At 38.4% G+C, this 26730-nt stretch carries 24 protein-coding genes; 17 read left to right on the top strand and 7 right to left on the bottom strand.

The genetic code is table 11. The features are described from left to right. Positions 1 to 143 precede the first annotated feature (143 nt). Positions 144 to 1265, top strand: coding sequence for an acyltransferase family protein (locus tag G4Y78_RS24325; RefSeq protein WP_163835471.1), 1122 nt, complete (start codon positions 144 to 146; stop codon positions 1263 to 1265). A gap of 16 nt (positions 1266 to 1281) precedes the next feature. Here the strand turns inward: G4Y78_RS24325 and G4Y78_RS24330 are convergent, their stop codons facing one another. Both G4Y78_RS24330 and G4Y78_RS24335 read right to left on the bottom strand, forming a co-directional pair. Beyond that, a complete protein-coding gene (locus tag G4Y78_RS24330) occupies positions 1282 to 2010 on the bottom strand; it encodes a hypothetical protein (protein ID WP_163835472.1) in 729 nt (242 codons plus the stop codon). 48 nt (positions 2011 to 2058) lie between these two features. Next, on the bottom strand, positions 2059 to 2652 hold the full coding sequence (locus G4Y78_RS24335; protein ID WP_163835473.1) for a c-type cytochrome: 594 nt from the start codon (positions 2650 to 2652) through the stop codon (positions 2059 to 2061). A gap of 425 nt (positions 2653 to 3077) precedes the next feature. On the opposite strand from G4Y78_RS24335, the gene G4Y78_RS24340 reads away from it, so the two are divergent. The 3 genes from G4Y78_RS24340 (at position 3078) to G4Y78_RS30875 (ending at position 4250) form a co-directional block, all read left to right on the top strand. Continuing rightward, entirely contained in the window at positions 3078 to 3512 is a 435-nt protein-coding gene (locus G4Y78_RS24340; protein ID WP_163835474.1) for a VOC family protein, read from the top strand. Between the two features lie 154 nt (positions 3513 to 3666). Next, positions 3667 to 4020 carry a zf-TFIIB domain-containing protein gene (locus tag G4Y78_RS30870; protein ID WP_222937576.1) on the top strand — a complete coding sequence of 118 codons (354 nt, stop codon included), beginning with the start codon at positions 3667 to 3669 and terminating at the stop codon, positions 4018 to 4020. Next, on the top strand, positions 4017 to 4250 hold the full coding sequence (locus G4Y78_RS30875) for a hypothetical protein (protein ID WP_222937577.1): 234 nt from the start codon (positions 4017 to 4019) through the stop codon (positions 4248 to 4250). Before G4Y78_RS30870 ends, G4Y78_RS30875 begins: the two co-directional genes overlap by 4 nt. A gap of 69 nt (positions 4251 to 4319) precedes the next feature. Here G4Y78_RS30875 and G4Y78_RS24350 read toward each other — a convergent pair whose 3' ends face one another. After that, positions 4320 to 5642 carry an NAD(P)/FAD-dependent oxidoreductase gene (locus G4Y78_RS24350; protein ID WP_163835475.1) on the bottom strand — a complete coding sequence of 441 codons (1323 nt, stop codon included), beginning with the start codon at positions 5640 to 5642 and terminating at the stop codon, positions 4320 to 4322. Positions 5643 to 5944: 302 nt separating this feature from the next. Here G4Y78_RS24350 and mtgA point away from each other — a divergent pair, with 302 nt between their 5' ends. From mtgA to G4Y78_RS24370, 4 genes are all read left to right on the top strand, one after another. Beyond that, positions 5945 to 6697, top strand: coding sequence for a monofunctional biosynthetic peptidoglycan transglycosylase (gene mtgA / locus G4Y78_RS24355; protein ID WP_163835476.1), 753 nt, complete (start codon positions 5945 to 5947; stop codon positions 6695 to 6697). Positions 6698 to 6773: 76 nt separating this feature from the next. Further along, a complete protein-coding gene (locus tag G4Y78_RS24360; RefSeq protein ID WP_163835477.1) occupies positions 6774 to 7508 on the top strand; it encodes a helix-turn-helix domain-containing protein in 735 nt (244 codons plus the stop codon). Further along, complete coding sequence (locus tag G4Y78_RS24365) at positions 7489 to 7977, top strand: hypothetical protein (protein ID WP_222937578.1); 489 nt, start codon at positions 7489 to 7491, stop codon at positions 7975 to 7977. The genes G4Y78_RS24360 and G4Y78_RS24365 overlap by 20 nt, the downstream gene beginning before the upstream one ends. Before the next feature lie 84 nt (positions 7978 to 8061). Then, positions 8062 to 8949, top strand: a complete 888-nt coding sequence (locus tag G4Y78_RS24370; RefSeq protein WP_163835478.1) for a TraB/GumN family protein — start codon at positions 8062 to 8064, stop codon at positions 8947 to 8949. A 139-nt stretch (positions 8950 to 9088) separates the two neighbouring features. On the opposite strand, the gene G4Y78_RS24375 is transcribed toward G4Y78_RS24370, so the two are convergent. Then, complete coding sequence (locus G4Y78_RS24375) at positions 9089 to 9388, bottom strand: putative quinol monooxygenase (protein WP_163835479.1); 300 nt, start codon at positions 9386 to 9388, stop codon at positions 9089 to 9091. Positions 9389 to 9815: 427 nt separating this feature from the next. Next, positions 9816 to 10187, bottom strand: coding sequence for a Mor transcription activator family protein (locus G4Y78_RS24380; RefSeq protein WP_163835480.1), 372 nt, complete (start codon positions 10185 to 10187; stop codon positions 9816 to 9818). 922 nt (positions 10188 to 11109) lie between these two features. Here G4Y78_RS24380 and G4Y78_RS24385 point away from each other — a divergent pair. Further along, on the top strand, positions 11110 to 12030 hold the full coding sequence (locus G4Y78_RS24385) for a response regulator (protein WP_163835481.1): 921 nt from the start codon (positions 11110 to 11112) through the stop codon (positions 12028 to 12030). Positions 12031 to 12079: 49 nt separating this feature from the next. Here the strand turns inward: G4Y78_RS24385 and G4Y78_RS24390 are convergent, their stop codons facing one another. Continuing rightward, positions 12080 to 13081, bottom strand: coding sequence for an AraC family transcriptional regulator (locus G4Y78_RS24390; RefSeq protein WP_222937579.1), 1002 nt, complete (start codon positions 13079 to 13081; stop codon positions 12080 to 12082). Between the two features lie 505 nt (positions 13082 to 13586). On the opposite strand from G4Y78_RS24390, the gene G4Y78_RS24395 reads away from it, so the two are divergent. Next, positions 13587 to 14603 carry an AraC family transcriptional regulator gene (locus G4Y78_RS24395; protein WP_163835483.1) on the top strand — a complete coding sequence of 339 codons (1017 nt, stop codon included), beginning with the start codon at positions 13587 to 13589 and terminating at the stop codon, positions 14601 to 14603. Between the two features lie 26 nt (positions 14604 to 14629). Here G4Y78_RS24395 and G4Y78_RS24400 read toward each other — a convergent pair whose 3' ends face one another. Next, positions 14630 to 15559: a LysR substrate-binding domain-containing protein gene (locus G4Y78_RS24400; protein ID WP_163835484.1), complete on the bottom strand. Its 930-nt coding sequence runs from the start codon at positions 15557 to 15559 to the stop codon at positions 14630 to 14632. A 301-nt stretch (positions 15560 to 15860) separates the two neighbouring features. Between G4Y78_RS24400 and G4Y78_RS24405 the strand changes: the two genes are divergently transcribed. The 7 genes from G4Y78_RS24405 (at position 15861) to pbpC (ending at position 26701) form a co-directional block, all read left to right on the top strand. After that, a complete protein-coding gene (locus tag G4Y78_RS24405; protein ID WP_163835485.1) occupies positions 15861 to 16100 on the top strand; it encodes a DUF1127 domain-containing protein in 240 nt (79 codons plus the stop codon). 252 nt (positions 16101 to 16352) lie between these two features. After that, positions 16353 to 16559 carry an HAD-IG family 5'-nucleotidase gene (locus G4Y78_RS24410; RefSeq protein WP_163835486.1) on the top strand — a complete coding sequence of 69 codons (207 nt, stop codon included), beginning with the start codon at positions 16353 to 16355 and terminating at the stop codon, positions 16557 to 16559. A 252-nt stretch (positions 16560 to 16811) separates the two neighbouring features. Continuing rightward, positions 16812 to 17291: an Hsp20 family protein gene (locus G4Y78_RS24415; protein ID WP_456242949.1), complete on the top strand. Its 480-nt coding sequence runs from the start codon at positions 16812 to 16814 to the stop codon at positions 17289 to 17291. Positions 17292 to 17515: 224 nt separating this feature from the next. Then, complete coding sequence (locus G4Y78_RS24420; RefSeq protein WP_163835487.1) at positions 17516 to 18385, top strand: hypothetical protein; 870 nt, start codon at positions 17516 to 17518, stop codon at positions 18383 to 18385. A gap of 77 nt (positions 18386 to 18462) precedes the next feature. Next, positions 18463 to 18993 (top strand): inorganic diphosphatase, encoded by a 531-nt coding sequence (gene ppa / locus G4Y78_RS24425; RefSeq protein WP_163835488.1) that lies wholly within the window; start codon positions 18463 to 18465, stop codon positions 18991 to 18993. Positions 18994 to 19288: 295 nt separating this feature from the next. Then, the gene (locus G4Y78_RS24430) at positions 19289 to 24160 is read left to right on the top strand and encodes an alpha-2-macroglobulin family protein (protein WP_163835489.1); all 4872 of its coding nucleotides are present in this window, start codon (positions 19289 to 19291) and stop codon (positions 24158 to 24160) included. Between the two features lie 243 nt (positions 24161 to 24403). Further along, a complete protein-coding gene (pbpC, locus tag G4Y78_RS24435) occupies positions 24404 to 26701 on the top strand; it encodes a penicillin-binding protein 1C (protein ID WP_163835490.1) in 2298 nt (765 codons plus the stop codon). Positions 26702 to 26730: the final 29 nt, after the last annotated feature.

The raw sequence follows: 26730 nt of genomic DNA on the forward strand, positions 1-26730 counted from the left end.
CCTGCGCCTAGTGAGTGGCACCATACTGCCACTCACCCCCCTTAACCATACCTTTTTGAAACCTATTTTCCTTTATAGCCTTCCGTAAGCAGTTTCTTTCTATTTAAACTAGTCTTATTTTAAAATCTCAGGGATGGTAAACCATGGGAAATAATAACTCGCAACGCTGGCACGCTATTGATGCTTTTCGCGGCATTACTATTGCATTTATGATTTTAGTTAATACACCAGGAAGCTGGTCTTATGTATATCAACCACTAAAGCACGCCGATTGGCATGGCTGCACACCAACTGATTTAGTGTTTCCTTGCTTTTTATTTATTGTGGGAATTTCCATTTACTACTCTCTTAAAAAGGGTAACAACAACCGACAAGTTATTTATTATAAAATCCTCAAACGAACAGCCGTCATATGTGGTATTGGGTTATTGTTACATGGTTTCCCTTATTTCAATAAAGACATAGAAAATTTACGAATTATGGGAGTACTACAAAGAATTGCGTTGGCTTACTGCTTTAGTGCATTGCTAATACAATGGTTAAAACCCAAACAACTTATTATTACCAGTCTATTTATTTTATTAAGTTATTGGTTAATCCTGTGGAGTTTTGGAAGTGAACAACCTTATACTATGGAAGGAAACATTGTCCGCGAAGTTGATTTATGGTTATTAGGTGCCAATCATATGTGGCAGATTAATGGATTCCCATTTGACCCAGAAGGTATCTTAAGTACCTTACCTGCAATCGCCACTTGCCTAATAGGCTATTTGACCGTTTACTTTATCAATGCAAAACAAACAACCAAAATACAAAACTGTTATTATTTATTTAGCTATGGCGCACTACTTACTCTATTGGGCTATATCTGGGATAATTACTTTCCTATTAATAAGTATTTATGGACAAGCTCCTATGTATTATTCACAGCTGGGATCGCACAAATTATTCTTGCACTCTTTATCATAGCAGTAGATATAAAAGCCTGGCTAAAACCAGTCAGACCTCTCCTAGTGTTTGGTGCAAACCCTCTGCTTTCTTATATACTCGCAGATTTATGGGCTCGAGTTTTACTCTTTGTTATTCAAATAAAAGACGACGAGAGTCAAATAACCTATGATGGTTATCAAAATTTTTATCAAACGGTTTTTGTTCCCCTGGCTGGTCACTGGAATGGCTCACTGCTGTTTGCCTGTTTTCATGTGCTTGCAATATGGGCAATTATGCTGATTTTCTATAAAAAGCAGATTTTCTTTAAAGCGTAGATAAAATTAGCATCATTTAATTAGTTTCCTCTTCCCCAGCTTTATCCGCGAAACTAATTAATTTTACATCAGGAAAAGCTTGTTTAACCGTTATTAGAATCTTCTGGTAAGCTTTTGTTATTATTTCAGGAAAGTGAGAAACTGGCTCTGGCTCGAAAGTGAGCTGACTTACATCTAAGTCTCTTGTTTTAGTCTGTTGTTGATCTTGTGGTTGATAAAGAGCCAAGTGTTGTTGAGCTTGCTGGTACTGAGGATTAATTAACGAGGTAATATAGTAAACAGTTTTATAAGGATATACACAGTAACCTGTTGCTATATCATCAAGCCAAACTGTTACTGGTATTTTATGGAAGTGGCCTTCATTTTCAAAAAAACGGAACTGCTGGCCAAGGTCTTCACGATGAGAAAGATAAAGGTATTCACCCACTTTACAGATATTACTATTCAGCTTCTGCAGTTCTTCAGAACTTAAAGGGCAATATTGGTCTTTTCCTTGCAGGTCTTCAATTAAAGCGCTGTAGCTAACCAGCTTATCACCTACAAAATCACGCATAACACTATTAAAATAAATTAAGCCGGTTTGTGACTTTTCAGTGTAAAGTTTGCATAGCCTTTCATTATTAGCAGCTGCTTGCTCAACTCCTACCAATAACAGTAACCAACAGCTAATTCCTAAACAAAGTTGTTTAGGAAATGTGACTTTTACCCTGTCAATTATCTTTTTTTGCCTACTTAATTGCTGCATAAGAAACCCTCAAGGTTACCTATGCAACCCTAGCACAGCTCGCCCAGTCTACATACTAGTTATGTAGACTGCTACAGCGGCTATCTCCTGTTTTGTTAACCCTGCCGCAATCCCTGGCATAGGGGAGCCAGGCAACTGTCGTCCTCCCTTTTTGAAGGTGTTAAGACTGTTAACAATAAATTGTTCTGGCTGGCCCGCTAATCGTGGCGAGTTATCTTTACCCAGTCCCCTTGAGCCATGGCAGGCAGCACAGCGGCTATTAAACAACTGTTTACCTTCTTGCTGAAAAATATCGTTGTTACTATTAGCCGAAGCTTCAACCGGCAAACTGGAGTAATAAAGGGCCAAATTAACCCGTTCTTCAACCGTCAGATTTTTCGCTAGCTTAGCCATAACATAGTTATAACGATCACCCTGACTGAATGCTTCAAACTGAGTAACCAAATACTCTGGGTGCTGTCCTGCTAAATTAGGAATATAACCTTTTACACTATTGCCATCCTTACCATGGCAATAGCCACATAATATTGCCCGTTCTTTTCCTTGTTTAATCGCTTGTTTTAATAGCTCGGGAGATGATTGTTTACTATTCAATAACGTGATTATATTTTCAGTTTCATTTGCGTGATTTGAATTTGACAAAAACAAACCAAGCACAATCAAATACCACCTCGAAAAACATCTTATCCCCACAGTTTATTCCTTAATGACTACACTCATAGCACAGCACTTAGCAGTACGTTTTGTGACATAACTCAATAAGTTAACAAAAAAACTAAGAGTACTGAATTAGTAGGAAAGGAAATTGATTTATATCAAGGAAAGATATTTAGAAAAACAAAGTAATCAAGCACCAACTACTTTAGTTTATTACCAAAACACTACAATTCTAAACTTATGTGTGAATATTTTGGCAAACAAACAAGGCTAATTGATCCTACATAAAACAGTGTAATGTTTAAAAGCATTTATTTCCCGATCAACAGCCTCCATGTGATTATTGTTGTATAGTTTTAACTAAGGGCGTTTTAACAATTTAATTACACCCTTAATAAAGAGACTATCCAATGAATACTCACCTTAAATCGCCAAGTTTGACTCATATTGCCTTACATGTTCAAAACCTTGAAGAATGCATAGCGTTTTATCAGTCTTACTGTAACATGCGGGTCATTCATCAACGAAAAAATGAACACGACACAATTGTCTGGTTAGCAGAATCTGGCCGAGAGGCTGAAATGATTTTTGTATTAATGTCTGGCGGGCCTTTCCGCCAAAGTAGTGATCAAGGTTATGGACATTTGGGCTTTGCTGTCGCAAGCCGCAAGCAAGTCGATGAAGTGGCTGACAGAGCCAAACAAGACAACTGTCTTATCTGGCCACCAAAAGAAGAACCCTATCCTGTTGGCTATTATTGTGGCGTCGTTGATCCAAATGGTAATTATGTAGAATTTAGCTATGGACAACCTCTTGGGCCTGGAGCTAAACCACTTAAGTCATAACTTTACCCCACAATCGCCTACTTATTCTGCAAAAATAAACCTGTGCTAGGCAGAGCAAGTCTCATTTAGCTTGCGATTTTACTTTATTCGACATAATATGTCTCGCGTTACACAATAATGATGTAGAAACTACAAAGGGGAGTACACACTTCAGATGAAATGTACAAAATGCAAACAAGGCTTTCTTACCCCTATAAAACTAGAGCCCGCTTTCCCCTGCCTTGAATGCAGCGAATGTCAAGGCCATTGGGTATATTTGGAGGATTACCTTTGCTGGCTTGAAAAAACACCCACTGAAGAGCCATCTGATCGTCAGATCCATGAACAAATTGAAGTTGATGACAGTAAACAAGCACTGCTATGCCCAGAAACAGGCAGAATTATGCTCAAATACCGGATATCGGCTGATAACTCTCACCAAGTCGATTTAAGTCCTGAAGTGAATGGGATTTGGCTTGATAAAGGTGGAATGGGATTTGGCTTGATAAAGGTGAGTGGACATTATTGAAAAAAGAAGGTTTAGCTCGAAAACTTAATCAAATTTTTACTGAACCTTGGCAGCGTAAAATTCGTGAAAAAAATGCTCAGCGCAACTTTACGGACCAATACAAAAATACGTTTGGCGACAATGATTATGAAGAGCTAAAACGTATTAGAGAGTGGCTCAATGACAAAGAAAACAAACAGTCAATGATTGCTTATTTATTGGCAGAAAACCCATATTCGGCACTTCATTAAGCCACCCGACTGAAACTATTGTTGCCTCGTTAACGAGGCAACAAACTCACACCAACTGTTTTTAAGTCCTCAATGCAGTTTTAATCTCGGTCTTAGTACTTTGTTCAGCTTATCACTTAACCAATAAAGTACTGTTAAAAAATAACCATGCAGACTGCTTTGATGCATCCGATAAAGCATTTGGTATGACCAACGAGCCAGTATACCTTCTAACATCAATGAACCTTTTAACAATCCTCCCATCAGCTGGCCTACTGCCCCATAGCGACTAAACGACACCAGCGAGCCATGATCATGAAAACTAAAATTAGGATATTGTTTGGTTTCATTAGCAGGCTTTGTAATCAAATGAGCAATTGCTTTCGATAAATACACCGCCTGTTGATAAGCAACTTGCGCCCTTGGGGATAATGGGCGATCACCTTCCTGTAGAATACACTCGGCACAATCCCCCAGAGCAAAAATGTTAGGGTCTTGCTTGGTTTGTAAATTTGGCAGTACTTGCAACTGGTTCAGCCGATTTACCTCCAAACCATCAAGGGTGGTTAATACATCTGGCGCTTTCACACCAGCCGCCCAAATCAATAATTCACCCTCTACAAGGTTACCATTGCCTAAAGCCACACCTTGACTTGTTACTTTAACCACTGACTCACCAGCCACAATATTTATCGCAAGCTTGGTTAGTTCTCGTTCAGCTGCATTACTGATTCGCTCAGGCAGTGCTGGCAGTATTCTCGGGGCACCTTCAATAATTGTTATTTTCACTTGGTCAACAGGCACTTGCTGATTACCATAATGGGCCAGCTCATAAGCGGCATGACGCAACTCTGCCGCAAGCTCAACACCAGTTGCACCTGCCCCCACAATAACAATCTTCAGAGGTTTTTCTGGGCGTTGCTCTACTTGGTTATATTGTTTAAGAAAACGATGATGAAATTGCTTAGCTTGAGAGTAGTTATCCAAGGTTTTGCAGTTTTCAGCAACCCCTTCAACCCCAAAGTTATTGCTGTTACTGCCAATGGCTATAATTAAATAGTCATAACTTAACTCTCTTGCAGGAAAAATTTCCTCCTCATCAGAATCAAGCAATGGCGCAATGGTAAGTTGCTTATTTTTACGATCTATCTCAGTTAATTTACCCTGAACAAACATATAGTGATTTCGCTTGGCATGCGCCTTATAGTTTACTTCATTTGCCGTGTAGTCGATTGAGCCAGCTGCAACTTCATGCAGCAAGGGCTTCCATAAGTGAGTTTCTGCCTGGTCCACCAATGTCACCTTGGCTAATTGCTTTTTACCCAGTTTTTTCCCCAACCGTGTCGCCAATACCATGCCACCGGCACCACCTCCCACTATCACCACATGGGGTACAGCACTGCTACCACTCATTTAGTTAACCTCATAAGTCCAAAAAGTTTAAGTAGCTCCGATGGTAACGCAAAGGGGTAAAATTCAGTAGTTTAATAATGGATAACAAGCTTCATAAATATAATTAATGAATATTTTTAATATGCCACATATTTCGTTAGACTGTTTATTTTATTTTCTTACACGCTTTTACCGCTTCTTCAATAAGTATCGTATAATTACGCATCTGCAAACCAGACAGTTATCTTGTAACCTTCTATTGATTATGAACAAACACCGTTAGCCTCTCTCGTGGATAAGTATATTAAGTTGTGGAGTAATAAGTGGCGAGAAAAAAGCCATCAAGTAAAAAAACATCCTGGTTATCGCAAGCAACAGCAAAAGTTAGGCGAGCCTGCTTAAAAATAACAGTTTTTTTAATTGGTGTTAGCTTCAGCTTAACCGCCATGCTTCGCTGGTTCGATCCACCAACAACTGCTTACATGGTACAACGCAAATTAGGGTTTAACTTGCCAGGCCAAGCTTGTCAGCAGATTTCCCACCAGTGGCAGAGCTGGCAGAATATTTCACCAGAATTAGCCTTAGCAGTGATAGCAGCTGAAGACCAGCGTTTTGCAGAGCACATCGGTTTTGACTTTAGCGCTATCCAACAAGCACTCAAAGATGGCTTAACCAATAATCGACTGCGTGGGGGCAGCACCATTAGCCAACAGCTGGCGAAAAACTTATTTCTTTGGCCAGAGCGCAGCATGCTACGCAAGGGTTTAGAAGTTTATCTCACTGCAATTATTGAATTAACCTGGCCTAAGCAGCGCATCCTTGAAGTGTATTTAAACACTATACAGTTTGACTCCTGTACCTTTGGCGTCGAAGCAGCCAGCCATGCGTTCTTTAACCAACCAGCCAGCCAGGTAAGCAGGCAGCAAGCAGCATTGATGGCTGCCGTCTTGCCCGCCCCTCACCGCTTAAAAGTGACCCATCCTAACCACTACCTCAGACGAAAACAGTCTTGGATTGTCAGACAAATCAAGCAACTAGGTGGTCAACTTTATATAAAGCAAATTACCATTCATTAGAATTTAGCCTACAGTTGCCTCTTATTCTAAAGTATTATATTTTGATACTTTAGATCAGGCATAAGGCAAGGCCAAGATGTCTCAAATTAATGAAATTATTGCAACTCTGAAAAAAACCTTAAAAGCCCATGGCCTAACCTATGCGGATGTTGCGGAGTACCTTAAGTTATCTGAAGCTAGCGTTAAACGGCTGTTTGCCAGTAAGCAGTTTTCACTGGATCGGTTAGAGTCTATATGCCAGATGATGAATATGGAAATCACTGATCTGGTCAGTGAGATGAAACAGCTTAAGCAAGCACCGGAGGCACTAACAACAGAGCAAGAAGCTGAGTTAGTGTCAGATATTAAGTTGTTACTAGTCGCTATCTGCGTGTTAAACCACTGGCGGTTTGAGAATATTCTAACAGAATACCAATATACTGAAGCAGAGCTCATTCGCCTGCTAGCAAAGCTGGATAAGCTAGGCATCATCGATCTTTTACCTAAAAATAAAATAAAACTCCTAGTTGATAGTAATTTCTCTTGGTTAGAAAATGGTCCTATTAAACAATTTTTTCTTAAGCATGTGAAAAGCGACTTTTTCAATGACCAATTCGATAACCCTAATGAATTACTACTGTCTGTTAACGGCATGCTAAGCCAAGGCTCAATTTCAATCTTACAAAAAAAATTAAGCCAAATTGCTAATGAGTTTACTACCTTACATCACGAAGATTTAAAATATCCACTAGCTAAACGGGAAGGCACCTGTCTGGTAATAGCAATGCGGCCATGGGAGTTAGAGGTTTTCCATGCTTATCGTCGGACTTAAACGATTATCAAAACCACTAAAATACGGCAACAACTGCCGATGGCTTAGCAAACAGTCTATTGCGATTTTATTATTTAGCTTATTTTTTTCCAGCCCCAGTCTAGCTGATAACTACCAGCGCTTGCTTAAGCTCATTAACAATCCAAATGTTACTATTTCAAACTTTACGACTGATGGCTGCAGTGGGGGTATGTCAGCCTTATGGAACCTATTTGAACACAGTCCACCTTGGGAAAACTGTTGTATTTTACATGATAAAGTGTACTGGCAAGGCGGAACAGCCAAGCAACGACTTCAAGCAGATTACACATTAAAGCAATGCGTACATCAAGCAGGTTATCCACTTATCGCAGATCTTATGTACCATGCAGTTAGAACAGGCGGTGGGCCATGTACCAGGCTACCTTGGCGTTGGGGATATGGCTGGCCTCATTGCCCATCAAATATAATAAATCCTCCCCAAAGGTAGCCAATCGGTAATGAAAAGTCACAACAGGTATATAATATAGTTATGTGCTTGTTTTTGGATCAACCACAATGGTCAGTTTATTCCATGATAAAACTAATTAAACAAATTATTTTCAGCTTCTCCTGGCTACTAATGCTGTTTAGCTTGCCAGCTCTTAGCGCCAACGACAAAGTATTTTTCTGGTCTGTTGAAAATAATAAAGCAAAAGTTTACCTATTTGGCTCAATTCATCTTGCCAATCAGGCTATTTACCCTTTAAGACCTGAAATCAAAAAGGCATTTGCAAATGCTGATACCTTAGTTGTTGAAGTAAATCCAGAAGCAATTAGCCAAAATGAATTAATTACACTAGTTAAACAATATGGTCATTATCCAGCCCAGGAAACACTTCAGGATAATCTAAGCCCCCAAACGTATCAAGCGCTAGCTGACTATGCTAAAAATTTAGGCGTGCCAATTTTAACATTAAAGAAAATGCGGCCTGGCTTTGTGATGTTAAACCTCACTACTGCTCAACTTATGAAGCTAGGCTATTTCCCGGATAAAGGGCTAGATTTACACTTTATAAAGCAAGCAACAAATAACAAAAAAATAATCGAGCTTGAATCGTTTGGAGAGCAACTTTCAATATTTTCTGATTTACCAGAGCCAGACCTGTTTATCAAAGTTACCTTAGAAAGCCTCACCAATGCCAAAACTCAATTTAGTCAAATGATTGATGCCTGGAAACAAGGTAATGACGAAGTGCTTTTCAATTTTATGTACAATGACCAAATTAATAAGTACCCACAATTCAAGCCAGTAATGGATAAACTACTAATAGAACGTAATATAAAAATGGCCAAGTCAATAGAAGATATGTTAAGTAAAGAAGGCACTTTTTTTGTAGTGGTTGGCGCAGCCCATTACATTGGAGAAGAAGGCATTATTGAGTTATTAAAACAAACTGGCCATTCACCTAAACGTATTTAATGTATTATTTCATCAGGCCACCTGGAGATTTTCTGTAACCTGGTTTAATATTCAGGCTAGTATGTTTTAGTATATACAATCACTGGTTGTTTATCTCTGCAAGTATCAAGGATAAGCAACCATTAAAAAATCCTTTCTATCATCCACTACATTTTTTCATCACCTGAATATCAGTGTGTAAAATTTGGTTTTTGGTTTTATTTCTATATTTTTTTATATGAGGTGAACCAAGATGTCCCTGCAAAGCCTCTTTACTTTCCCACTCCTCATAAAAAATAAAATGAGGATTATCATTATAACTCTCATGCATTTGAAAGCTAATACACCCTGGCTCAGCTAACGTAGGCTTAATAAGAGAAAGTAATTCCTCTCGAACCTGCTGCCTGGCATCGTCACTTACTTTAATTGATACAAACACGGTTAGTTTGTCTGACACCATTTTCACCTACTATCTCAATTATTTTAGTTTTTAAATTATTGGTTTGTGTAGCTTGTTTTGCTCATTTTGATAAACAAACTTTCGTTTATCAAACACACGTCATAAAATTTTATAAGTCAATCATTTTCAGAGTAAGGGGTAACCCACAAGTTAAAGCTTGAATTAGCATACTTCTCACAAACCCGTTGTATTAGTCCATCTCTTATATATTTTTTTATTGGTCAAATTCCTATCAAACACAGGCCATGTATACACTTAATACAAGGTTAAATCAATAATAGATAGCACTGGTTCTAGCCATAACATCATACAATCATCTGATCCATCTCAGTACAAAGATCCTTTTCTGCTGTCAAGACAATTAATAAAAATTTCATGTAAAAAATCAAAGTACATAATTACAGAAAAATCAGCTTTCAATTTTTGTTCAAACCGCACCTTTTCTTATATTACCAATATGCCTTAGACATAAACCATATTTTTGAGCAAGCTCTTTTCGAGAAGCCCCACGCAAGCTTTCTTCTATAATAGCCAAATCTCTAAGTTGCCTATCAAAATGATCATGCTTGGGAATTTCAATGGTGGCACCTGCAAACCTATACGATAACTTATTGAGTGCCTCATAACCCACTCGTTTGAGTAATACAGATCGTTCCGGGTTCTTTGGTACATATAAAGGCTGCCCACCAAAATGAAGTGATAGCTGATATGCAGCAGTTACCCCTATACAGTCAACAAGATCTTGTAATGATTCAGGCAACTTCTCTACATTAATTTGATTTAATAGTTTGCTTTCCATCTTAATATTCCTTCCGTGGTACCTATATTAAATATCTGGTTTTATTCCTTGATAAATAAGTAATCAACAAGAACTATAGTCAAATCGAGTAATTTTTAGGGGCGACCTCCAGGAATAAAGCCCTATGGGTTTATGTTTTTTATAAATGATTAGAGTGAAGAACGACAACAACAATCCCTAAAAACCATTCGAGAATAGTGTATTTAAACAACAACTGACCTATACATAATCAAACAGCAAACGAACTATCATACACTTCAATCAAAGTGACGTTCTTTTACCCTGCTTGCCATTACAGTTGGATATATAGCCAATATTTATATAAACATTACTCAAGTAGTTATTTTTACGTCATTATAAATTGCTCAAAGACGGGTAACCATGAACAGAGAGTTCTAATTTTCGAGCTATGATTACTCAGGGTAAAAAACAGCCAACAGGAAACATACTAATACTAAGGTACTATCAAATAAAATTTGACTTGTTCTACTGACAGGAGAGGGATAAAATTTTACTGGTTTTGATAAAGTTAAGTAGCCATTGGTAAATGGCTACTTAGCAATAAAACTAGTACCAAAGTACAATTTACAACACTTAGACTGTACTTCTGGGCTGCTTGCTATACCAGAGAATAACAATAGCTTACCCTGGCACGTTCTAATATACAGACTAAGCACAAACCAGGGGCTAAAAACAAAATTACAGCCTGCTTGGCTAAAGATGTAATTTGTTAAAGACCTGATCTGGAGCCGGAAAGCTGCAAAAAGTTAAATAACATGTATAACGTATATACATGTTATTTAAGTGAAGACCAAAAAACCAGCAAACAATTAGTAGGTAGTAGGCTAGTAAGCAAAAAGAGTTGGCGAGCTTGATGAAACGCTCTCTATTTTAATAGTAAGGCAACACACAGGTTGTAGTTATGGTTAATAACCTCCATGAGATAGATCTTTTCAAGGTGGCTTTGCATGACCAGCAAACAGCTACAGCTCATAAGCTTGAAGATCCAGCTATTGCGGCACCAAAAAAAGCTAGCCACTCTTTAATACGCAACAAAACCAATCCAACATTGAAAACAGTGGCTACTAAACCATCAGCCACTCATTCCCAACTGCCTACTGATAAGCGATTTGCCCTAATTGTTTGTTCACATCAGCCTGCTGTCAGCAAGTTAGAAGACTATTGCAATCACCTCAATGTGGGGACTTATATTGCCCAAGACGGTTTGCAAGCACTCAAATGGTTACGCATTCAAAAGCCAAATCTGTTAATCATAGGATCAGTACTTCCAAAAATGAATGCAACCCAATTGATTGCTTTAATTCGTCGCAACAGATCATTACAGAACATTCCCATTATTTTACTTAACCAAAATAATGATCTATTTATTTCAGCATTAGCAAAGTCATTAGGCGTTGAATCTTGTCTAAACAGCCCAATTAAGCAGTCAACTATTACCAAGCAAATTAAAAAATATTGTGCCTACAGCAGCCCTCGAAACAAACCCATGCTTGGAATAATTTCTGATACCCCCAGCCATCGCTTAATACTTAGACACCGACTAGTAGAGTATAACTATGATATTTGTTTTAATGCTGACCCATCTCAGTTGGAAGGCTCAATAGAGAATCTTGATAAAATTGTTGATGGCTGGATTTTAGACATTACTAGTGAATTATGGCTAGATAAAATTGACCACTTTCTTGAACGTTTAAACTCCCCTATTTTATATGGCTTAGAGCCACCACCAGTCTACTCAAAACTACACCACCAAATTAAAGATCCCAAGTATGTAAAATGGGAAAATAAACTAATTAGCAAGATAAAAGAAATTATTAAATAACATACTCGCAAACAATTATTATCTACGACAGCAAGGCGAGATAAAATGCTTACCGAATCTTTTCCCTGTATTCAGCGGGTGTCATACCAGCAGCACGCTTGAATGCTCTGTGAAATGCTTGAACAGATGTAAACCCAAGACAATATGCTATCTCCTTAATGCTATAACTGGGGTTGTTCAAAAAACGAATACCACTTTGATAGATAGCTTTTTGCTGAATCTCAGTAAACGAAACCCCTTCATCACTTAGTTTTCTTTGAATGGTTCTTGGACTCATTTTGACGGTTTTTGCTATTTCCGATAGGTTTACTTTTGTCACATCATTTATATCATATATCAAATTATAAATTATATCTTGCATGGTCTGCTCTTGTTTAACATTCATTTTTTCAAAAAGCTTTAACTGCAGTGTTTTATAAAGATGCTCATGATAGTATACTGCTTTTATTTTTAGCTGCTTATCTGCAAAGCAAAACTCCCACAAAAAATCAGCACTATTTAATACACAAATACAACCAAATCTATTCACAATGCTTAAATTAAAAATATTTTTACCTCTCAGCATCTTTAGTTGAGTATAACGAAATTGTTGATAAGTCATAGAAGACAATACAAACTCAACAAATGACAAAGAATATACAGATAGAAACTCTATTACTAAACTATACTCTGCTTTAAAAGAAAACCTAAGCTTACAACTAGATGAATGGTTATCAAGCTTTAGTTCAGCACCAGAACCAATCATATTGCCGCAATACTTTATTAAACAATTTATACAGTGTTCGACAGATTTCGAATTTAATGCAAGCAACCCTGCTACACCAAGGCTGCTAACTGTCATATTAGATGCTATTTTCAAGTGAATATCAGGATCTTTAGTAACAGCATAAATGAAAAGCAATGCTTCATCTAACTGTGCTAATGAAATGCATCCGTTCTCACCTTCTTCGTTAGATAATATGCTTACCAAACTTTGCTGTTGTACTTTAGCCAAGTTAAGACAGTGTACATATTGCCGAATATGTTTAGCTATTTGGTCTGAGATCAACACGTTCAATTCTAACTGGTTAATTTTATCGCCTATAATACCTTTAGCATAAGGTATAAATTATTTGTTTAGTAGACTAATGTCTTCACCTAGTGACTCATGAGCCAAATAAGGTAACAACTTCTTCTCTATTTAGCTTCTGACTATGCTACATTTTCTTGAGGTAGACTCACTATTAGAATTCAGTCCATAATAATTCAAACAGATGTTTAACTCTGTTTTCTTACAAACTATATAGAGCTATCAACTCTTACACATCTAAGCTTCAGAACCAGTCTGAATTTCATCATAAGCTGATATTCCAGAAAAACAAATATTTTTGATTAGAAAGTAGGCTACCCCATACCCAAACCATCACTCAAATATATAGTACAGCTCCCAATATATAATTAACAATGATTTTACATGATTGATAAACCCCCTTATTATCAACTAACAGTTAGGAGTTTCTGTATATATTGCCATGCATGGAGGCTAACCTTATAGCCAAAAAGGGTATTTTACTACCATGCATGTAGCTGCATCTTATCTCGAAGCCTTATTTTTAACCATGGAAGACTACGGCATTACCAGAGAATCTTTTTTCAAGGAAATAGGTATTTCACAAGCAACTAATTTTGGCCATATCTGTGGCTATAATAGCGAGCAGTTTGAACGTATTATTCTGGGCTGCATAGCAATTACTGGAGACCCAAACTTTCATCTCAACATAATGAAAAATCATTCATGCTGTAGCTGTGATATTGTAGGTTTGATGGCCTTATCTGCTCCCACATTAGGAAAGTCTATTCAAGTTTTTATTCAATACTACAATGAGTTCATGGATATTTATGCCCCACCTCAATTAACCTACCAAGGGGATAACTGTGAGTTAGTATCCCCAAAACTGATCAACCATACAACTATAGCTAATATTGCAGATGAATTAAGAGTTAGCTCTTGGATATACGCAATTAAGTTATTTATCGGAGCCCACCCAATAATCAATGAAATTTGGTTTATTCACCCAGCCCCCACAAACCATGCCCAATATGAAAAAATATTTCAGTGCCCTGTTTATTTTTCGATGAACCAAACCAAATTAGTATTCCCCACTTCACTATTAAGTTATGAAAATACCAACTATGATGAAGGTATTTTTCTAACTATGCTAGAAGAAGTGCATAAACAAAAAGTGGTAAGAAAGAAAATGACGCCACTATCAGTTTACTTATATGACTTATTCTTAAAAAAACCAGAGCTTATCCGAATGCCTGTTAGTCAAGTTGCAAGTCAATTAAAAATGAGTGAAAGGACTTTACAACGAAAGCTCCAAGCTGAAGGTAACAGCTATAAAAAAATATCAGGAAAAGCATTTGCTTATCTAGCAAAAAAATTATTGAAAGATACCAAGCTGCCAATAAAAACCATTGCTTTTGAGCTTTTTTTTAATAGTCAGCAAAACTTTAATCATGCATTCCGCACAGCCACAGGCTTATCTCCTAAACAATATCGCCAACATCAGCTGCAAATAAAAGACACATAAATAACTTACTATTTTTAAACCCATTTTTAAGCAACAGCTGTTACTGCATTTTCATAATTCATTTGATTAGTTAACCACTCCTTGAAAGATTCAATTAGCTGCGGGTTTTCATGATCTGGTCTCGATAACAAAAAATAACCTGCACTCGTTTCTATTTCCTCCAAGACAGGTTTAACCAAAATATTATGTTTTACTGCATCCCGAACCAGCGTTGACTGGCTTAATGCAACACCCTGACCACCGATAACAGCTTCCAGCACTAAATAGCTATGACTATAAAGGTTTTTTGGCTTAATGCTGACATCCATCCCGAAAGATCGAAAGAAGTATGACCAGTCTTTTTCAGGAATATCCCAAAATTGAGCGCTTTCAACAATCAGTGGCAGTTTTTTTAGTTGCCGTAAAGATATCGGTTTTTTTAAATTTTTTAATAAAGCAGGACTACAAACCGGCATAATGATCTCATTGGTCATTCTAGTCACTAACAAACCAGAATAATCGCCGTATCCAATTCGAATGCAAATATCTACATCTTCTTTTTTGAGATCTACCCGCCTTGCTTCTGCAACCACAACTACTTCGACATCCGGATGCATTTGCTGAAATTCAGATAACCTTGGCAACAAGCAACGAGAGGCAAATGAAGGAGTACAAGAAATAGTCAGTCTATTATTTACCACAGACGACAAGTGCTTTAAGGTATGCCTTAGCTCAAGCAAACTATGCCTTACCGCTTGAGCTAATAGCTCCCCCTGCTTAGTTAGCACTAACTTTCTTGCTTGTCTGATGAACAGCGATATATTTAGGTCTGCTTCCAGAGCCTTTATCTGGTGACTCACTGCACTTTGAGTAACAAACAGTCTCTCTGCAGCTTTAGTAAAGCTAAGTTCATCAGCAGCCACTTCAAAAATTGCAAGGCGACTTAACATAGTAGGCGTTAAGCGAACTTTATGCATGAGAAATTCTAATCCATAACATGATAATTACTCGTTTGTAGAATTTGCTGTTTCATACAAATATTAACATCACAACTTTTTACAGTGAATGTTAACTGTTGTTTTTTAAAGATTAAATTGTAAGCAACTAGTTACATTCAAGCTTCAGCCTGTAATCTAACCAACTACATTAGATTAAATTGAATTAATTATGTTGGGCTTGAAACTGTCACTGAAGTGACTGCGCCTATTCAACTGATAGACATTTTTCAGTGGCAGAATGCAGCCTCAATAGAACTTATTGCACGTTTGGAGTCAGACAATGAATAATGGTCACATACTAGAGACCCAATTAGAATCAGACAGAGCTAACAGCTTAGCATTTAACGAGATCACTACGAGTCAGCTATTAAAGAATATTCGTCATGAATTTTTTAACTGGTTAAAAAAGAGACAAACCCATAAAATGTTATCTCAATTAAGTGATCGACAGTTGAAGGATATTGGCTGGTATCGTGAAGGCGCCAACTTTTTCCCTTTACATCGATTTAACCAACACTAAACCAAGCTTGAGTACAATATTCATAATATTATTTATACTCTTTTTTCCAAGCTCACTACCTAAAAATAAAGCCATATTTGTAAATTAATGTGATATTCAGCCTACTTACTCAGGCGGCAATAACTCTTGACCTCAAGCGAAGAACCTGACAATACCTCTTTCACCATGGTTGGCATCACTGTGAAAGAAAGTAGCTAATCATCATTAATAAGCAGCAATGTCCATTGGAAGACAGTGTTACAGGGAGACCTTATGACCAAACATGCGCCTGGCCAATTTGGTATAGAGGCATTAACCAAAGTAGGCCCAACTCAACTGATCAACATTCTAAAAAACAAACTACAAGAACACCGAAAAATGAAGCGGTGTGAACATGTATTCAATCAGCTAACAGACCAAGAACTCCGAGACTTAGGCTTCTATCGCTATGGGAATCGCTTTTTCCCACTGGACGACTGATCAAGCTCTTACTCAAAGAAGTTAAATTTTATTTACCTATTCTAGATTCTTATCTCACTCACCTAATGATCGCACATTTTTCCTTAAAAGGGGTTGAAAGCTAATTTTTCATCCCCACTTATTGATATAGGCAAGGTCTATTTACGAGTTGCCAAAATATTAAAAGTATCATTACAAATACTTTTAATTTAATTGTTGAGTCTATTCATTAAGATCAACACTCAGTTTCATATTGCTTATTAATTCGAGGATATGATGATGCGTAACAGCTATGATTTCTCACCTTTTTATCGTTCTGCAATTGGTTTTGACCGTTTATTCTCTTTATTAGATAACGTGTCTAGAACAGAGCAAAACCAACCAGCCTATCCACCTTATAATATTGAGTTAATTGAAGAAAATAAATATCGAATTTCCATGGCTGTAGCAGGATTCAGTCAGGAAGAGTTACATATTGAAGTTGAAGAAAACAACCTGAGTGTTTCAGGTAAAAAACAGACTGATACCAGCAAACAAACCTTTCTTTATCAAGGTATTGCCGCCAGAAATTTTGAGCGACGTTTTCAATTAGCAGACCATGTAAAAGTTGTTAATGCCCGAATAGAAAATGGTTTATTACACATTGAGCTTGAGCGTGAAGTGCCCGAAGCCGTAAAACCAAGGAAAATTGCCATTGAGTCAGCTGATAGCGGTCCTTATCTAGCCGAGGCAAAAACCTCTTGCTGTGCATAATGTTATAAAATAACCCTCTCTCATCGGTGGAAAAACAACCATTTTTTCACCGATGCCTGCAACTTGAATTCTTGACTATTAGGTCAAATATTTTTATATCTTGTCAGAAATACTTGACATTTCGACAACATTAACCAGAATATTTCATTGCGTTTCAAAACAAGCATTTATTGCTCATTGTTTTCCACCAAATACACATAAGGTGTTGAATAATAGCAACAACCATGAAAAACAAATACTGGGCCCAGCTTCTGGCATGGTTGGTGGCCTTATTAATGCCTACCTGTTTTGCGGCAGCTAATAAGCCCGCTATTATTTGGGGAATGAATGACTGGGAACCTTATTTCATCGTACATGGTGAGGACCAGAGGCTCGGCGTCGGTGATTTACAAATTCAAGCCTTTATTGAACAAATAAAAGGCTTCGACCATAAAGTCATCTTTATGCCACTGAGGCAATTTAGCACTAAGGCTAAATCTGGGCAGCCACTATGTTTTGCAGGTTTACTCAAAAGTGCAGACCGAGAGAAGTATTTGTACTTTTCAAAGCCTAATTCAATTTTACTCACCCAACAATTGATTGTATCCACCAGTTTATATCAGTCACTTGGCTCACCTAAAATCATTAGCTTAACTGAATTTTTAAACCAGACCAGCCGGATTGGCTTACTTCCCCAAAAACGACTATTTGGCCAACCAATAGACCAAATATTAAACAAGTCTTCAACTAATAAAGCACAGTTTATTTCAGCAAATACTAAGCAGCTACTGGAAATTATCAGTTCCAACCGCTTTGGCTGGACATTAGAGTACCCCAATTTTGCAAGTTACGTGGCTAATAAACATAACCATGCTGATAAACTTAAAATGATCCAGCTGGCTGAAATTGAGCCTTTTTTACTTACTTACGTCGGGTGTAGTAAGAGCCCTTTTGGTAAACAGGCAATTGCTGCTATAAATACCGCCATCGCAAAGCTATTACCAATGGCTCACTACCGCCATATTGCCGAAAGATGGTATCCGCTTCAGCAGCGCCGCCAAATTAGGCAGTATTACAATCAATATCTACTGAAACCAAACACTAAAACTGATTAATATTCATACTGGCCAATTACCTGCAATGCTTTTATAATCGGCGCAAGCTAAAATTAACGAGTTAAAGGCGCTTTTAAATGAGTTATAACGACATCGCACCAGGTAAAGACGTACCTAACGATATTTTCGTTGCAATAGAAATTCCAGCCAACAGCAATGTGCCTGTTAAATATGAGATTGATAAAGATTCTAACCAAGTCTTTGTTGATCGTTTTATAGCCACTCCTATGTTCTATCCAGCTAACTATGGCTATATTCCTCAAACCCTTGCTGATGATGGTGATCCACTAGATGTTTTAGTAGTTACCCCTTTCCCTGTAGCAATTGGCTCTGTGATTCGCTGTCGCCCAGTAGGTGTGCTGAATATGAGCGATGAAAGTGGCGAAGATGCAAAACTGATTGCGGTACCACATGATAAGTTGACTACCCTTTATAAAAATGTCAAAGAATATACTGACCTGCCAGAGCTGCTCATTCAGCAAATTGAGCACTTCTTTGAGAACTATAAAGACCTAGAAGAAGGCAAGTGGGTTAAAATTGATAACTGGGAAGGTAGCGAAGCCGCCAAGAAAGCAATTGTTAATTCAGTAGCTGCGTATAATAAGTAGCCAGTTATTCCCTCATAGCTGCCACAACCCAAGTTTTTAGTTAATGCTTACTATATGGTTTTTGGCAGCTAATGTAAACAAGCGTTTTCCACCCAGCTTACTTCACCTCTCTGTGTTTATCTTACCGCCATAATTTGCCACATTTAGTCCAGTGAATTGACTGTTTTTTTTGTTAGTATATTGTTCAAGCACTCTAATAACATGAGCGTCGTATAGTTTTGTAATGCTTTAATGATTGAGCATCTACCCAAAGATGCCTCAACTGTAGCACAACCGCCTGTTTCAAGGACACATCATGAATAGTCTAAAATTAAGGTGTATAGCCAGCATTTTTCTCAGTTTTTTCTTGTTGTCCAAGAGCGTGGCTGAAGCTTCAAGTGATAACAATATAAGCATTTATAAAACTATCCCCTTCCAGGCTGCTAATATATCTGCAAAACTGTACAGCGGTAGTCTTGCAGCAGTTATCACCTTTAGTACACCTCTTGACGCTAAACAAAATCTTAATCAGTTCGTACGCATTATTGATGAAAAAACCGGGCAACCTATAACAGGAAAGTGGATCCTTAATAAAAGTGGTAATACTCTTTATTTCCCAAACCTGTTACCAGAACATAACTACCAGGTATTTATTTCATCAGCCCTACCTAATATTATCAGCAAAACCCTTGCAACCCCCGTAGACAAGTCAATTACAACACCTCCATTACCTCCTCATGTTAGCTTTAAAAGTAATGGATTTATTCTACCTGGTAGTTTAACCGATGGCTTACCTGTGCTTGCGACCAACACTAATGATGTTATTGTTGACTTTTATCGAGTTAAAGCAGACAAGATTATTGATTTTCTTAAAAGCTATGGCAGTCGTCAGAATGTTTACAGCTATGAGTTTAACCGATATTTAAAAAAGCATATTGACTTTGTTTATAATGGTCGTTTTGATTTAAACACCAAACCCAACACACAAACAGTTTCCTACCTTCCTGTAAAAGACATCCCCACTCTACAAAAACCTGGTGTTTACCTAGCAATATTAAAAGAAACAGGTAGCCAACTTTATGGCAACCCCAGTGTGTATTTTACGGTGAGTGATATCGCGCTTCATGCCCGTCGCTATCAAAAACAACTGGCTATTTATGCAAGCGATATCAGCTCAGCTGAACCTGCCAGCCGGGTAGATATTACTGTCTTTGATAAAAATAACAAACCCATCAGACAAATGACTACTGATAGTGAAGGAATTGCTACTACTTGGATAGATAACAGCGATGGTGCATTGGCTATTGCCACTGATAAACAACAGTACAGCATCTTGCCTCTTTCCCAGGCCACATTGGATTTAAGTGACTTTGCTACTGGTAAACAAACCAGCCAGCCCCAGTCATTATTTTTATATTCGCCAAGAGATTTATACCGGCCAGGAGAAACGCTGCAAGTCAGTGGTATTTTAAGAGACCATGATGGAAATCCATTACCAGTTATGCCTTTATCTGCAAGCCTACAACGTCCCGATGGCCGTGTTGTCAGCAATATCAGCTGGCATAGTGAAGCAGCTGGCTACTACAGCTTTAGCTTTCCACTTCCAGCAGATGCACCTACAGGTGACTGGAATTTCATCGCCAAAACCAATGACAACAATAAACACACCTACAAAATTAAAGTAGAAGAATTTATCCCAGAAAGGATCAGCCTGGATTTAGGTGGTAACCCACTTCAACCATCAGTATTATTAGCAGGCAATACAGACGAAATTAGTTTTACTGCCAATGCTCAATATTTATATGGAGCCCCCGCGGCAGGCAACAAGATATCTGGGCTAGCACTAATTCGTCCCAACCGTCACCCATTTAGTCAATGGCAAGATTATTATTTTGGCTTGGAAAATTATCGTGAATACAACCAGCTGGTTGATTTAGAAGAAGCTAGCCTGAACGATGAAGGTTTACATGAAATCACACTCACCTCTGAGTGGAAAGAAACAAAGTCACCATTAGCCGTTAAGTTTGAAGTCAGCGTCCAAGAGTCTGGTGGCCGACCTATCACTCGACAGCGGCTGTTTTATCTATTACCCACTACTCAATTAATTGGTCTACGTCCTTTATTCAGCAAAGATGGGCCTGACTATGACACCCAAGCAGAGTTTGAAGTTATCAGTATTGATGATAAAGGCCTGCGACAAGCCAACCAAACCTTAGAAGTCAGTTTTTATAAAGAAGAACGCAACTACCACTGGTATTTTAATAATGACAATGGTTGGCAAAGTGAGTACACCACAGAACAAGTCAATTTACTCAATATGCCAGTAACAACCAATGATAATGGTAAAACTAAAATTTCGTTACCCATTGAGTGGGGACATTACCGAGTAGAAGTGAAAAACACCGTAAGTGGTGCCATTAGTCAGTATAACTTCAGAACCTCTTGGCGCAGTGGCGAAACACTAGGGAGCCGACCAGACCAAATTAAAATTGAATTAAATAAACCTCACTACCAACCGGGTGATGAAGTAGTGGCAACGCTATATGCCCCAATTGAAGGAAAAGGTTTTGTTAGTGTTGAAAGTGACCAACTGTTGTGGAAAAAGGCCATTAACTTCAAACCAGAGGGTAGCCAGATTCAATTCACCTTACCAAATAATTGGCAGCAACATAATATTTATCTTTCTGCACTTGCTATTCAACCAGGTAAAGCCGCTAAGCAAGGAGACTTCCCAGTTCGGGCTGTAGGGATTAAACACCTGCCCCTTGATCGCAGCCAACGTAAGCTGACAGTTAATATAGACAGCCCAGCAAAACAGTTACCAGAAAAAACCTTAACAGTAAAAGTTAATGTCATTGATAAACAACAACAGCCGGCGAAACAAGCTTATGTAACATTAGCAGCAGTAGATGTGGGTGTATTGAATATCACTGACTTTATTACCCCCGACCCACTCAAATACTTTTTTGCTCCAAGACGTTATGAAGTTGATCAGTTAGATGTCTTTAACCAACTCATGTTAGCAGCAAAAGGGGTTAAAGGGAGTTTACGCTATGGGGGCGATGGCGATTTATTAAAAGGAGGGAAAAAACCTGATACCGTAGTAAAAATTGTGTCTTTATTTTCAGGGCTAGTTCCAGTAAATGAAAACGGAGAAGCTGAAATTAGTCTGGAAATCCCTGATTTTAATGGCAAACTACGCTTAATGGCTGTCGCCTTTAATGATGAACAGTTTGGATTTGCTGATAAAGAAGTCACTGTAGCAGCACCCGTTGTAACTCAGTTAGGCATGCCAAGATTTTTAGCTAACGGCGACCAATCACAACTGGTATTAGACTTACACAACCTGTCAGATGCTCAGCAGGATTTAACCGTTCACTTAACCACTGCCAATGCAATCGAAACAACAACTGATTTAGAGCCACAAACTATACACCTAGCTGACCAGGCAAAAACCCAATTAACCTATGCAATTAAAACTAGACCCATTATCGGCCAAGGGATTATTAGTTTAACCGTTAATAATATTCAATTAGCCGGTCATGACCAGCCTATTTCAATTAACCGGGAGTGGCGGTTAGGTACTCGACCCGCTTACCCGGCGCTTGCTAACAAACAGTTTGCTGAAATTACTCCTAACCAACAAATATCGTTGGCACCTGATAGTTTCAACTGGCTGGAAGGCTCAGCCGTTGGCCGCTTGGCATTAAGCAGCATGCCACCGCTTAATATTGCAGCCCACATTGATGCCTTAAATGCTTACCCATATGGCTGCCTTGAGCAAACTACCAGCGGCATTTTTCCTCATGCACTAATGGACTCTGAGGACTTTCAAAAACTCGGCGTTTCAACCAAAAGCACCAGTAGCAAAATTAAAGCGGTGAATAAAGGCATTAGCCGTATTTTAGGTATGCAAAAATCTAACGGCAGTTTTGGTCTATGGGATAGCCATAGCCATGAAGAGTTTTGGCTGACGGCTTATGCCACAGACTTTTTAATGCTAGCTCAAAGCAAAGGTTTTACAGTGCCAACCGATGCTATTCAAAGAGCTCAGAATCGCCTCCGTCATTATGTGCAAACCCGTCATACCATAAGCACTTACTATAATGATAAAAATCAATGGGATGCCAGCATTAAAGCCTATGCAGGATATGTTTTGGCAAAAGCCACCAAAGCACCTCTAGGCAGCCTGAGAAATCTATTTCAACAAATCAGTGACAAGGAGTTTTCACCGCTAACTTATACCCATCTAGCAGCAGCTTTTCAGTTACATGGTGACCACAAACACGCCAACCAAGCTTGGGAAAAAGCCAAAGCCCGTTTGCTAAGTGATGATGAATTTTACATTAACTATGGTGGACGCATTAGGGACTTGGCTTTATCTCTGTATCTTGCCAATACCCTCGACTTTACTGACAAAGCCACTGGTAAATTAGCCAACTTGTTGCAAGACTTGCTAAAAAGTCGTCGTTACTTAAGCACTCAGGAGCGTAATGCGCTGGTAATGGCGGGTTATAGTTTTCTAACTCATAAAGATAATTGGCAAGCAACTTTGAATATTGGTGGAGAAACAATTGAACATCAGTCTGATCAAGCTTTTTACTATAAATTAACTGGTGAACAGTTAACCCAGGCTATTAAAATTAAAAGTAAAACCAACAAACCACTTTATGCCTCTCTGTTTTACAGCGGTTACCCATTAGATCCGCCAAAACCAGTGAGTAACGGAGGCATCGAAGTAAGCCGTAATTTTTATAACTTAGAAGGTCAACCTGTTAAGCTTGACCGACTTAAAAGTGGTGATTTTGTGATTACTGAGTTAGTCGTGAATAGCAACTATTATTCTAGAAATATTCTCGCAGTAGACTTATTACCCGCCGGATTAGAATTGGAAAATCAAAGTCTGAATCACAGCATTAAACTAGACCAAATCGAAATTAATGGTAAGCCCATTGCCAAGTGGCATGAAAGTGTCGAACTCAACCATGTAGAATATCGTGATGACCGCTTCGTCGCTGCTATTAATACCAGTGGTTATGCCCATGATAGCTACCACATTTTCTATTTAGCAAGAGCTGTTACCCCAGGTAAATATGCAGTTCCTCCAACACTTATAGAAGATATGTATTTACCTGAGAAAAGAGCCATAGGAAAAACACCTGATAATTTAGAAATTATAAATAAATAATCCCCTATCCTAACCTTCTTCCCCAAAGAAGGGTGTCGCAAAAGATCAGGAGCGCAGCAAAGACAAGGCAAAAATCGGCGAAAAAGCGGAGTTTATACTTAATAAATGAGCACTTTGAGTCGATTTTTAACGCAGCACTTGCAAGCACAGTAGTTTTGCGACAGCCTCAAAGGGGAGAAGGAACTTGGTTTAGAGTAATATCGCAACTCCCTCTTTGGGTGAGGGCTAAAATAGAAGTAAAATATGAAACGAAAGCAGTTAACAAAACTCACAGCATTAATCAGCATTCTGCTGCTAACTGCTTTTTTGCTGCTCGATTGGTTTTTCCCACTGCAATTGCAGCAAACATCTGAATATACTCAAGTTGTCGTCGCTGAAGATGGCACTCCATTACGTAACTTTCCTAATAAAAAAGGTAACTGGCAATACCCTATTACCATCAATCAAGTCTCAGAAAATTATCTAACTGCATTATTAGCCTATGAAGATCAATATTTTTACTCCCACCCAGGCGTAAACCCTTTTGCTTTATTAAGAGCCCTTTGGCAAAACACAAGTAATGGAAAAGTCGTTTCTGGGGGGTCTACCTTAACCATGCAAGTTGCAAGAATAATTGATCCCCACCAACGTTCTATTACAGGCAAATTAAAACAAATTTTTCGAGCATTACAACTAGAGTGGTATTTAACCAAAGATGAAATTTTAACTATTTATCTAAATAATGCACCATTTGGCGGTACGGTAATAGGGGTTGAAGCTGCCAGTTATGCTTACTTAGGTAAATCCAGTCAATATTTATCTGACGCAGAAGCGGCTTTGTTAACCGTATTACCTCAAGCCCCCAGCTGGTTCCGGCCAGATAGGCACCCGAAACGGGCTGAAATAGCTAGAAATAAGGTTTTAGACCGACTTACCCAATTTTCGTTATGGAGTGAAGAACGAATTAAATCGGCCAAAATAGAGCCTGTTTACACCAATAAATTAGCCCATCATTTGAATGCGCCTTTATTGGCTAGAAGATTAGCCAAGCCCAGTAACAGTAAAATACAAACCTTGATTGACTGGCAATTACAGGTAACAGCAGAAACTATTGTTAAGGATTATGTCAGTCAACTCCCAAAAAAAACATCTGCTGCCGTATTAGTTGTAGAAAATAAAACCATGGCAACCAAAGCCTATATTGGTTCTGCAGATTTCACCGATAGCAAGCGATTAGGCCATGTAGATATGATAAATGCTATTCGTTCGCCAGGCTCTACATTAAAACCATTTGCTTATGGTATGGCATTAGATGAGGGGCTTATTCATTCCGCATCTTTACTCACAGATGCACCCCGTTTAAACAAACACTATCGCCCTGAAAACTTTAGCCAAGGATTTCATGGGCCGGTATCTGCTACCAATGCATTAAAACGTTCATTAAATATTCCTGCCGTACAAATATTGGAATACCTATCCCCAGAGAAGTTTGCTGCTCAACTACAAAATGCAGGTCTTGCTTTACATTTTCCCCAACAGGGCAAACCCAACTTATCGGTAATCTTAGGTGGTGTTGGAATAAAACTAGAGGAGTTAGTCGGCAATTATCGTGCATTAGCAATGGGTGGTTTAGCCGCTTACCCTCGCTTCACAATAGATCAACCTCTACAGCAACGCTATTTAATGAGCTCAGGCGCTGCCTGGATTGTAAGACAAATGCTTGTTGATCAAGATAACCAAACAACACAAGACTATTTACCACTGGTTTGGAAAACAGGCACTAGTTACGGCTTTCGTGATGCCTGGGCAATCGGCGTCAGTGATCATTATACCATTGGCATTTGGCTGGGCAGACCAGATGGTAGCCCTATGCCAGGTTATCACGGTAGAATCACTGCCGTTCCTTTATTACAACAAATTTATCAACTGCTACCCTACCAAAAACCTTATATCAAACGACCACAAAGTGTCAGTCAAACCTCTATTTGCTGGCCTCTGGGCACAATAAAAAGCTTAAAAGAAAACCAACAACATTGCTATCAGACTAAACGCGCCTTTGTGTTAAACGATCAGGTGCCACCTACCTTAACCAATCCAGAAATTATTCAAAATCCGTTAAAACTCAGTGTGCTTATTAACCCAACAACAGGCAAACGAGTCAGTATTAATTGCACAAAGCTCCCTTCTAAACGCCAGCAAGTTGTTCTTTGGCCAAGGGAACTAGACCCTTGGTTACCGAAAAAATGGCAACGTAATCAATTACTCCCCTCTTCTGATCCAAACTGTAAAACCGTGCAACCAATACTCGCTAACGGGGTTCAAATCAACAGTATAAAAGATCGCACATTAATTCCTGCTGCAAATGCAAGCCAAATATCTATTAATTTGTCTGCCAATGGAGGCATTGGCAAACACCTGTGGTTTATCAATGGACAGTTAATTGCAGAAACCACACCCAAACAAGCCTTTCAATATGAATTTTCCAAAGCAGGTAAATACCAGATTAGTGTTGTAGATAGTCTTGGTACTACAGATATGGTAGCGGTGAAAGTTAAGCTATAGAGTGAATAAGGAGTAATACCCTCTCCTGG

Origin of the sequence: Spartinivicinus ruber (genome assembly GCF_011009015.1) — a bacterium.
In the GTDB taxonomy this organism is placed as follows: Bacteria; Pseudomonadota; Gammaproteobacteria; order Pseudomonadales; family Zooshikellaceae; genus Spartinivicinus; species Spartinivicinus ruber.

What these genes read in the sequence shown, in the direction of transcription:
- G4Y78_RS24330 (WP_163835472.1), bottom strand. Translation starts at nt 2,010, where the DNA reads ATGCAGCAATTAAGTAGGCAAAAAAAGATAATTGACAGGGTAAAAGTC.
- G4Y78_RS24325 (WP_163835471.1), top strand. Translation starts at nt 144, where the DNA reads ATGGGAAATAATAACTCGCAACGCTGGCACGCTATTGATGCTTTTCGC.
- G4Y78_RS24405 (WP_163835485.1), top strand. Translation starts at nt 15,861, where the DNA reads ATGAATAATGGTCACATACTAGAGACCCAATTAGAATCAGACAGAGCT.
- G4Y78_RS24360 (WP_163835477.1), top strand. Translation starts at nt 6,774, where the DNA reads ATGTCTCAAATTAATGAAATTATTGCAACTCTGAAAAAAACCTTAAAA.
- G4Y78_RS24340 (WP_163835474.1), top strand. Translation starts at nt 3,078, where the DNA reads ATGAATACTCACCTTAAATCGCCAAGTTTGACTCATATTGCCTTACAT.
- G4Y78_RS24415 (WP_456242949.1), top strand. Translation starts at nt 16,812, where the DNA reads ATGATGATGCGTAACAGCTATGATTTCTCACCTTTTTATCGTTCTGCA.
- G4Y78_RS24400 (WP_163835484.1), bottom strand. Translation starts at nt 15,559, where the DNA reads ATGCATAAAGTTCGCTTAACGCCTACTATGTTAAGTCGCCTTGCAATT.
- G4Y78_RS24385 (WP_163835481.1), top strand. Translation starts at nt 11,110, where the DNA reads ATGGTTAATAACCTCCATGAGATAGATCTTTTCAAGGTGGCTTTGCAT.
- G4Y78_RS24375 (WP_163835479.1), bottom strand. Translation starts at nt 9,388, where the DNA reads ATGGTGTCAGACAAACTAACCGTGTTTGTATCAATTAAAGTAAGTGAC.
- pbpC (WP_163835490.1), top strand. Translation starts at nt 24,404, where the DNA reads ATGAAACGAAAGCAGTTAACAAAACTCACAGCATTAATCAGCATTCTG.
- G4Y78_RS24380 (WP_163835480.1), bottom strand. Translation starts at nt 10,187, where the DNA reads ATGGAAAGCAAACTATTAAATCAAATTAATGTAGAGAAGTTGCCTGAA.
- G4Y78_RS24365 (WP_222937578.1), top strand. Translation starts at nt 7,489, where the DNA reads ATGCTTATCGTCGGACTTAAACGATTATCAAAACCACTAAAATACGGC.
- ppa (WP_163835488.1), top strand. Translation starts at nt 18,463, where the DNA reads ATGAGTTATAACGACATCGCACCAGGTAAAGACGTACCTAACGATATT.
- G4Y78_RS24430 (WP_163835489.1), top strand. Translation starts at nt 19,289, where the DNA reads ATGAATAGTCTAAAATTAAGGTGTATAGCCAGCATTTTTCTCAGTTTT.
- G4Y78_RS24370 (WP_163835478.1), top strand. Translation starts at nt 8,062, where the DNA reads ATGATAAAACTAATTAAACAAATTATTTTCAGCTTCTCCTGGCTACTA.
- G4Y78_RS24410 (WP_163835486.1), top strand. Translation starts at nt 16,353, where the DNA reads ATGACCAAACATGCGCCTGGCCAATTTGGTATAGAGGCATTAACCAAA.
- G4Y78_RS24395 (WP_163835483.1), top strand. Translation starts at nt 13,587, where the DNA reads ATGCATGTAGCTGCATCTTATCTCGAAGCCTTATTTTTAACCATGGAA.
- G4Y78_RS30870 (WP_222937576.1), top strand. Translation starts at nt 3,667, where the DNA reads ATGAAATGTACAAAATGCAAACAAGGCTTTCTTACCCCTATAAAACTA.
- G4Y78_RS24350 (WP_163835475.1), bottom strand. Translation starts at nt 5,642, where the DNA reads ATGAGTGGTAGCAGTGCTGTACCCCATGTGGTGATAGTGGGAGGTGGT.
- G4Y78_RS24420 (WP_163835487.1), top strand. Translation starts at nt 17,516, where the DNA reads ATGAAAAACAAATACTGGGCCCAGCTTCTGGCATGGTTGGTGGCCTTA.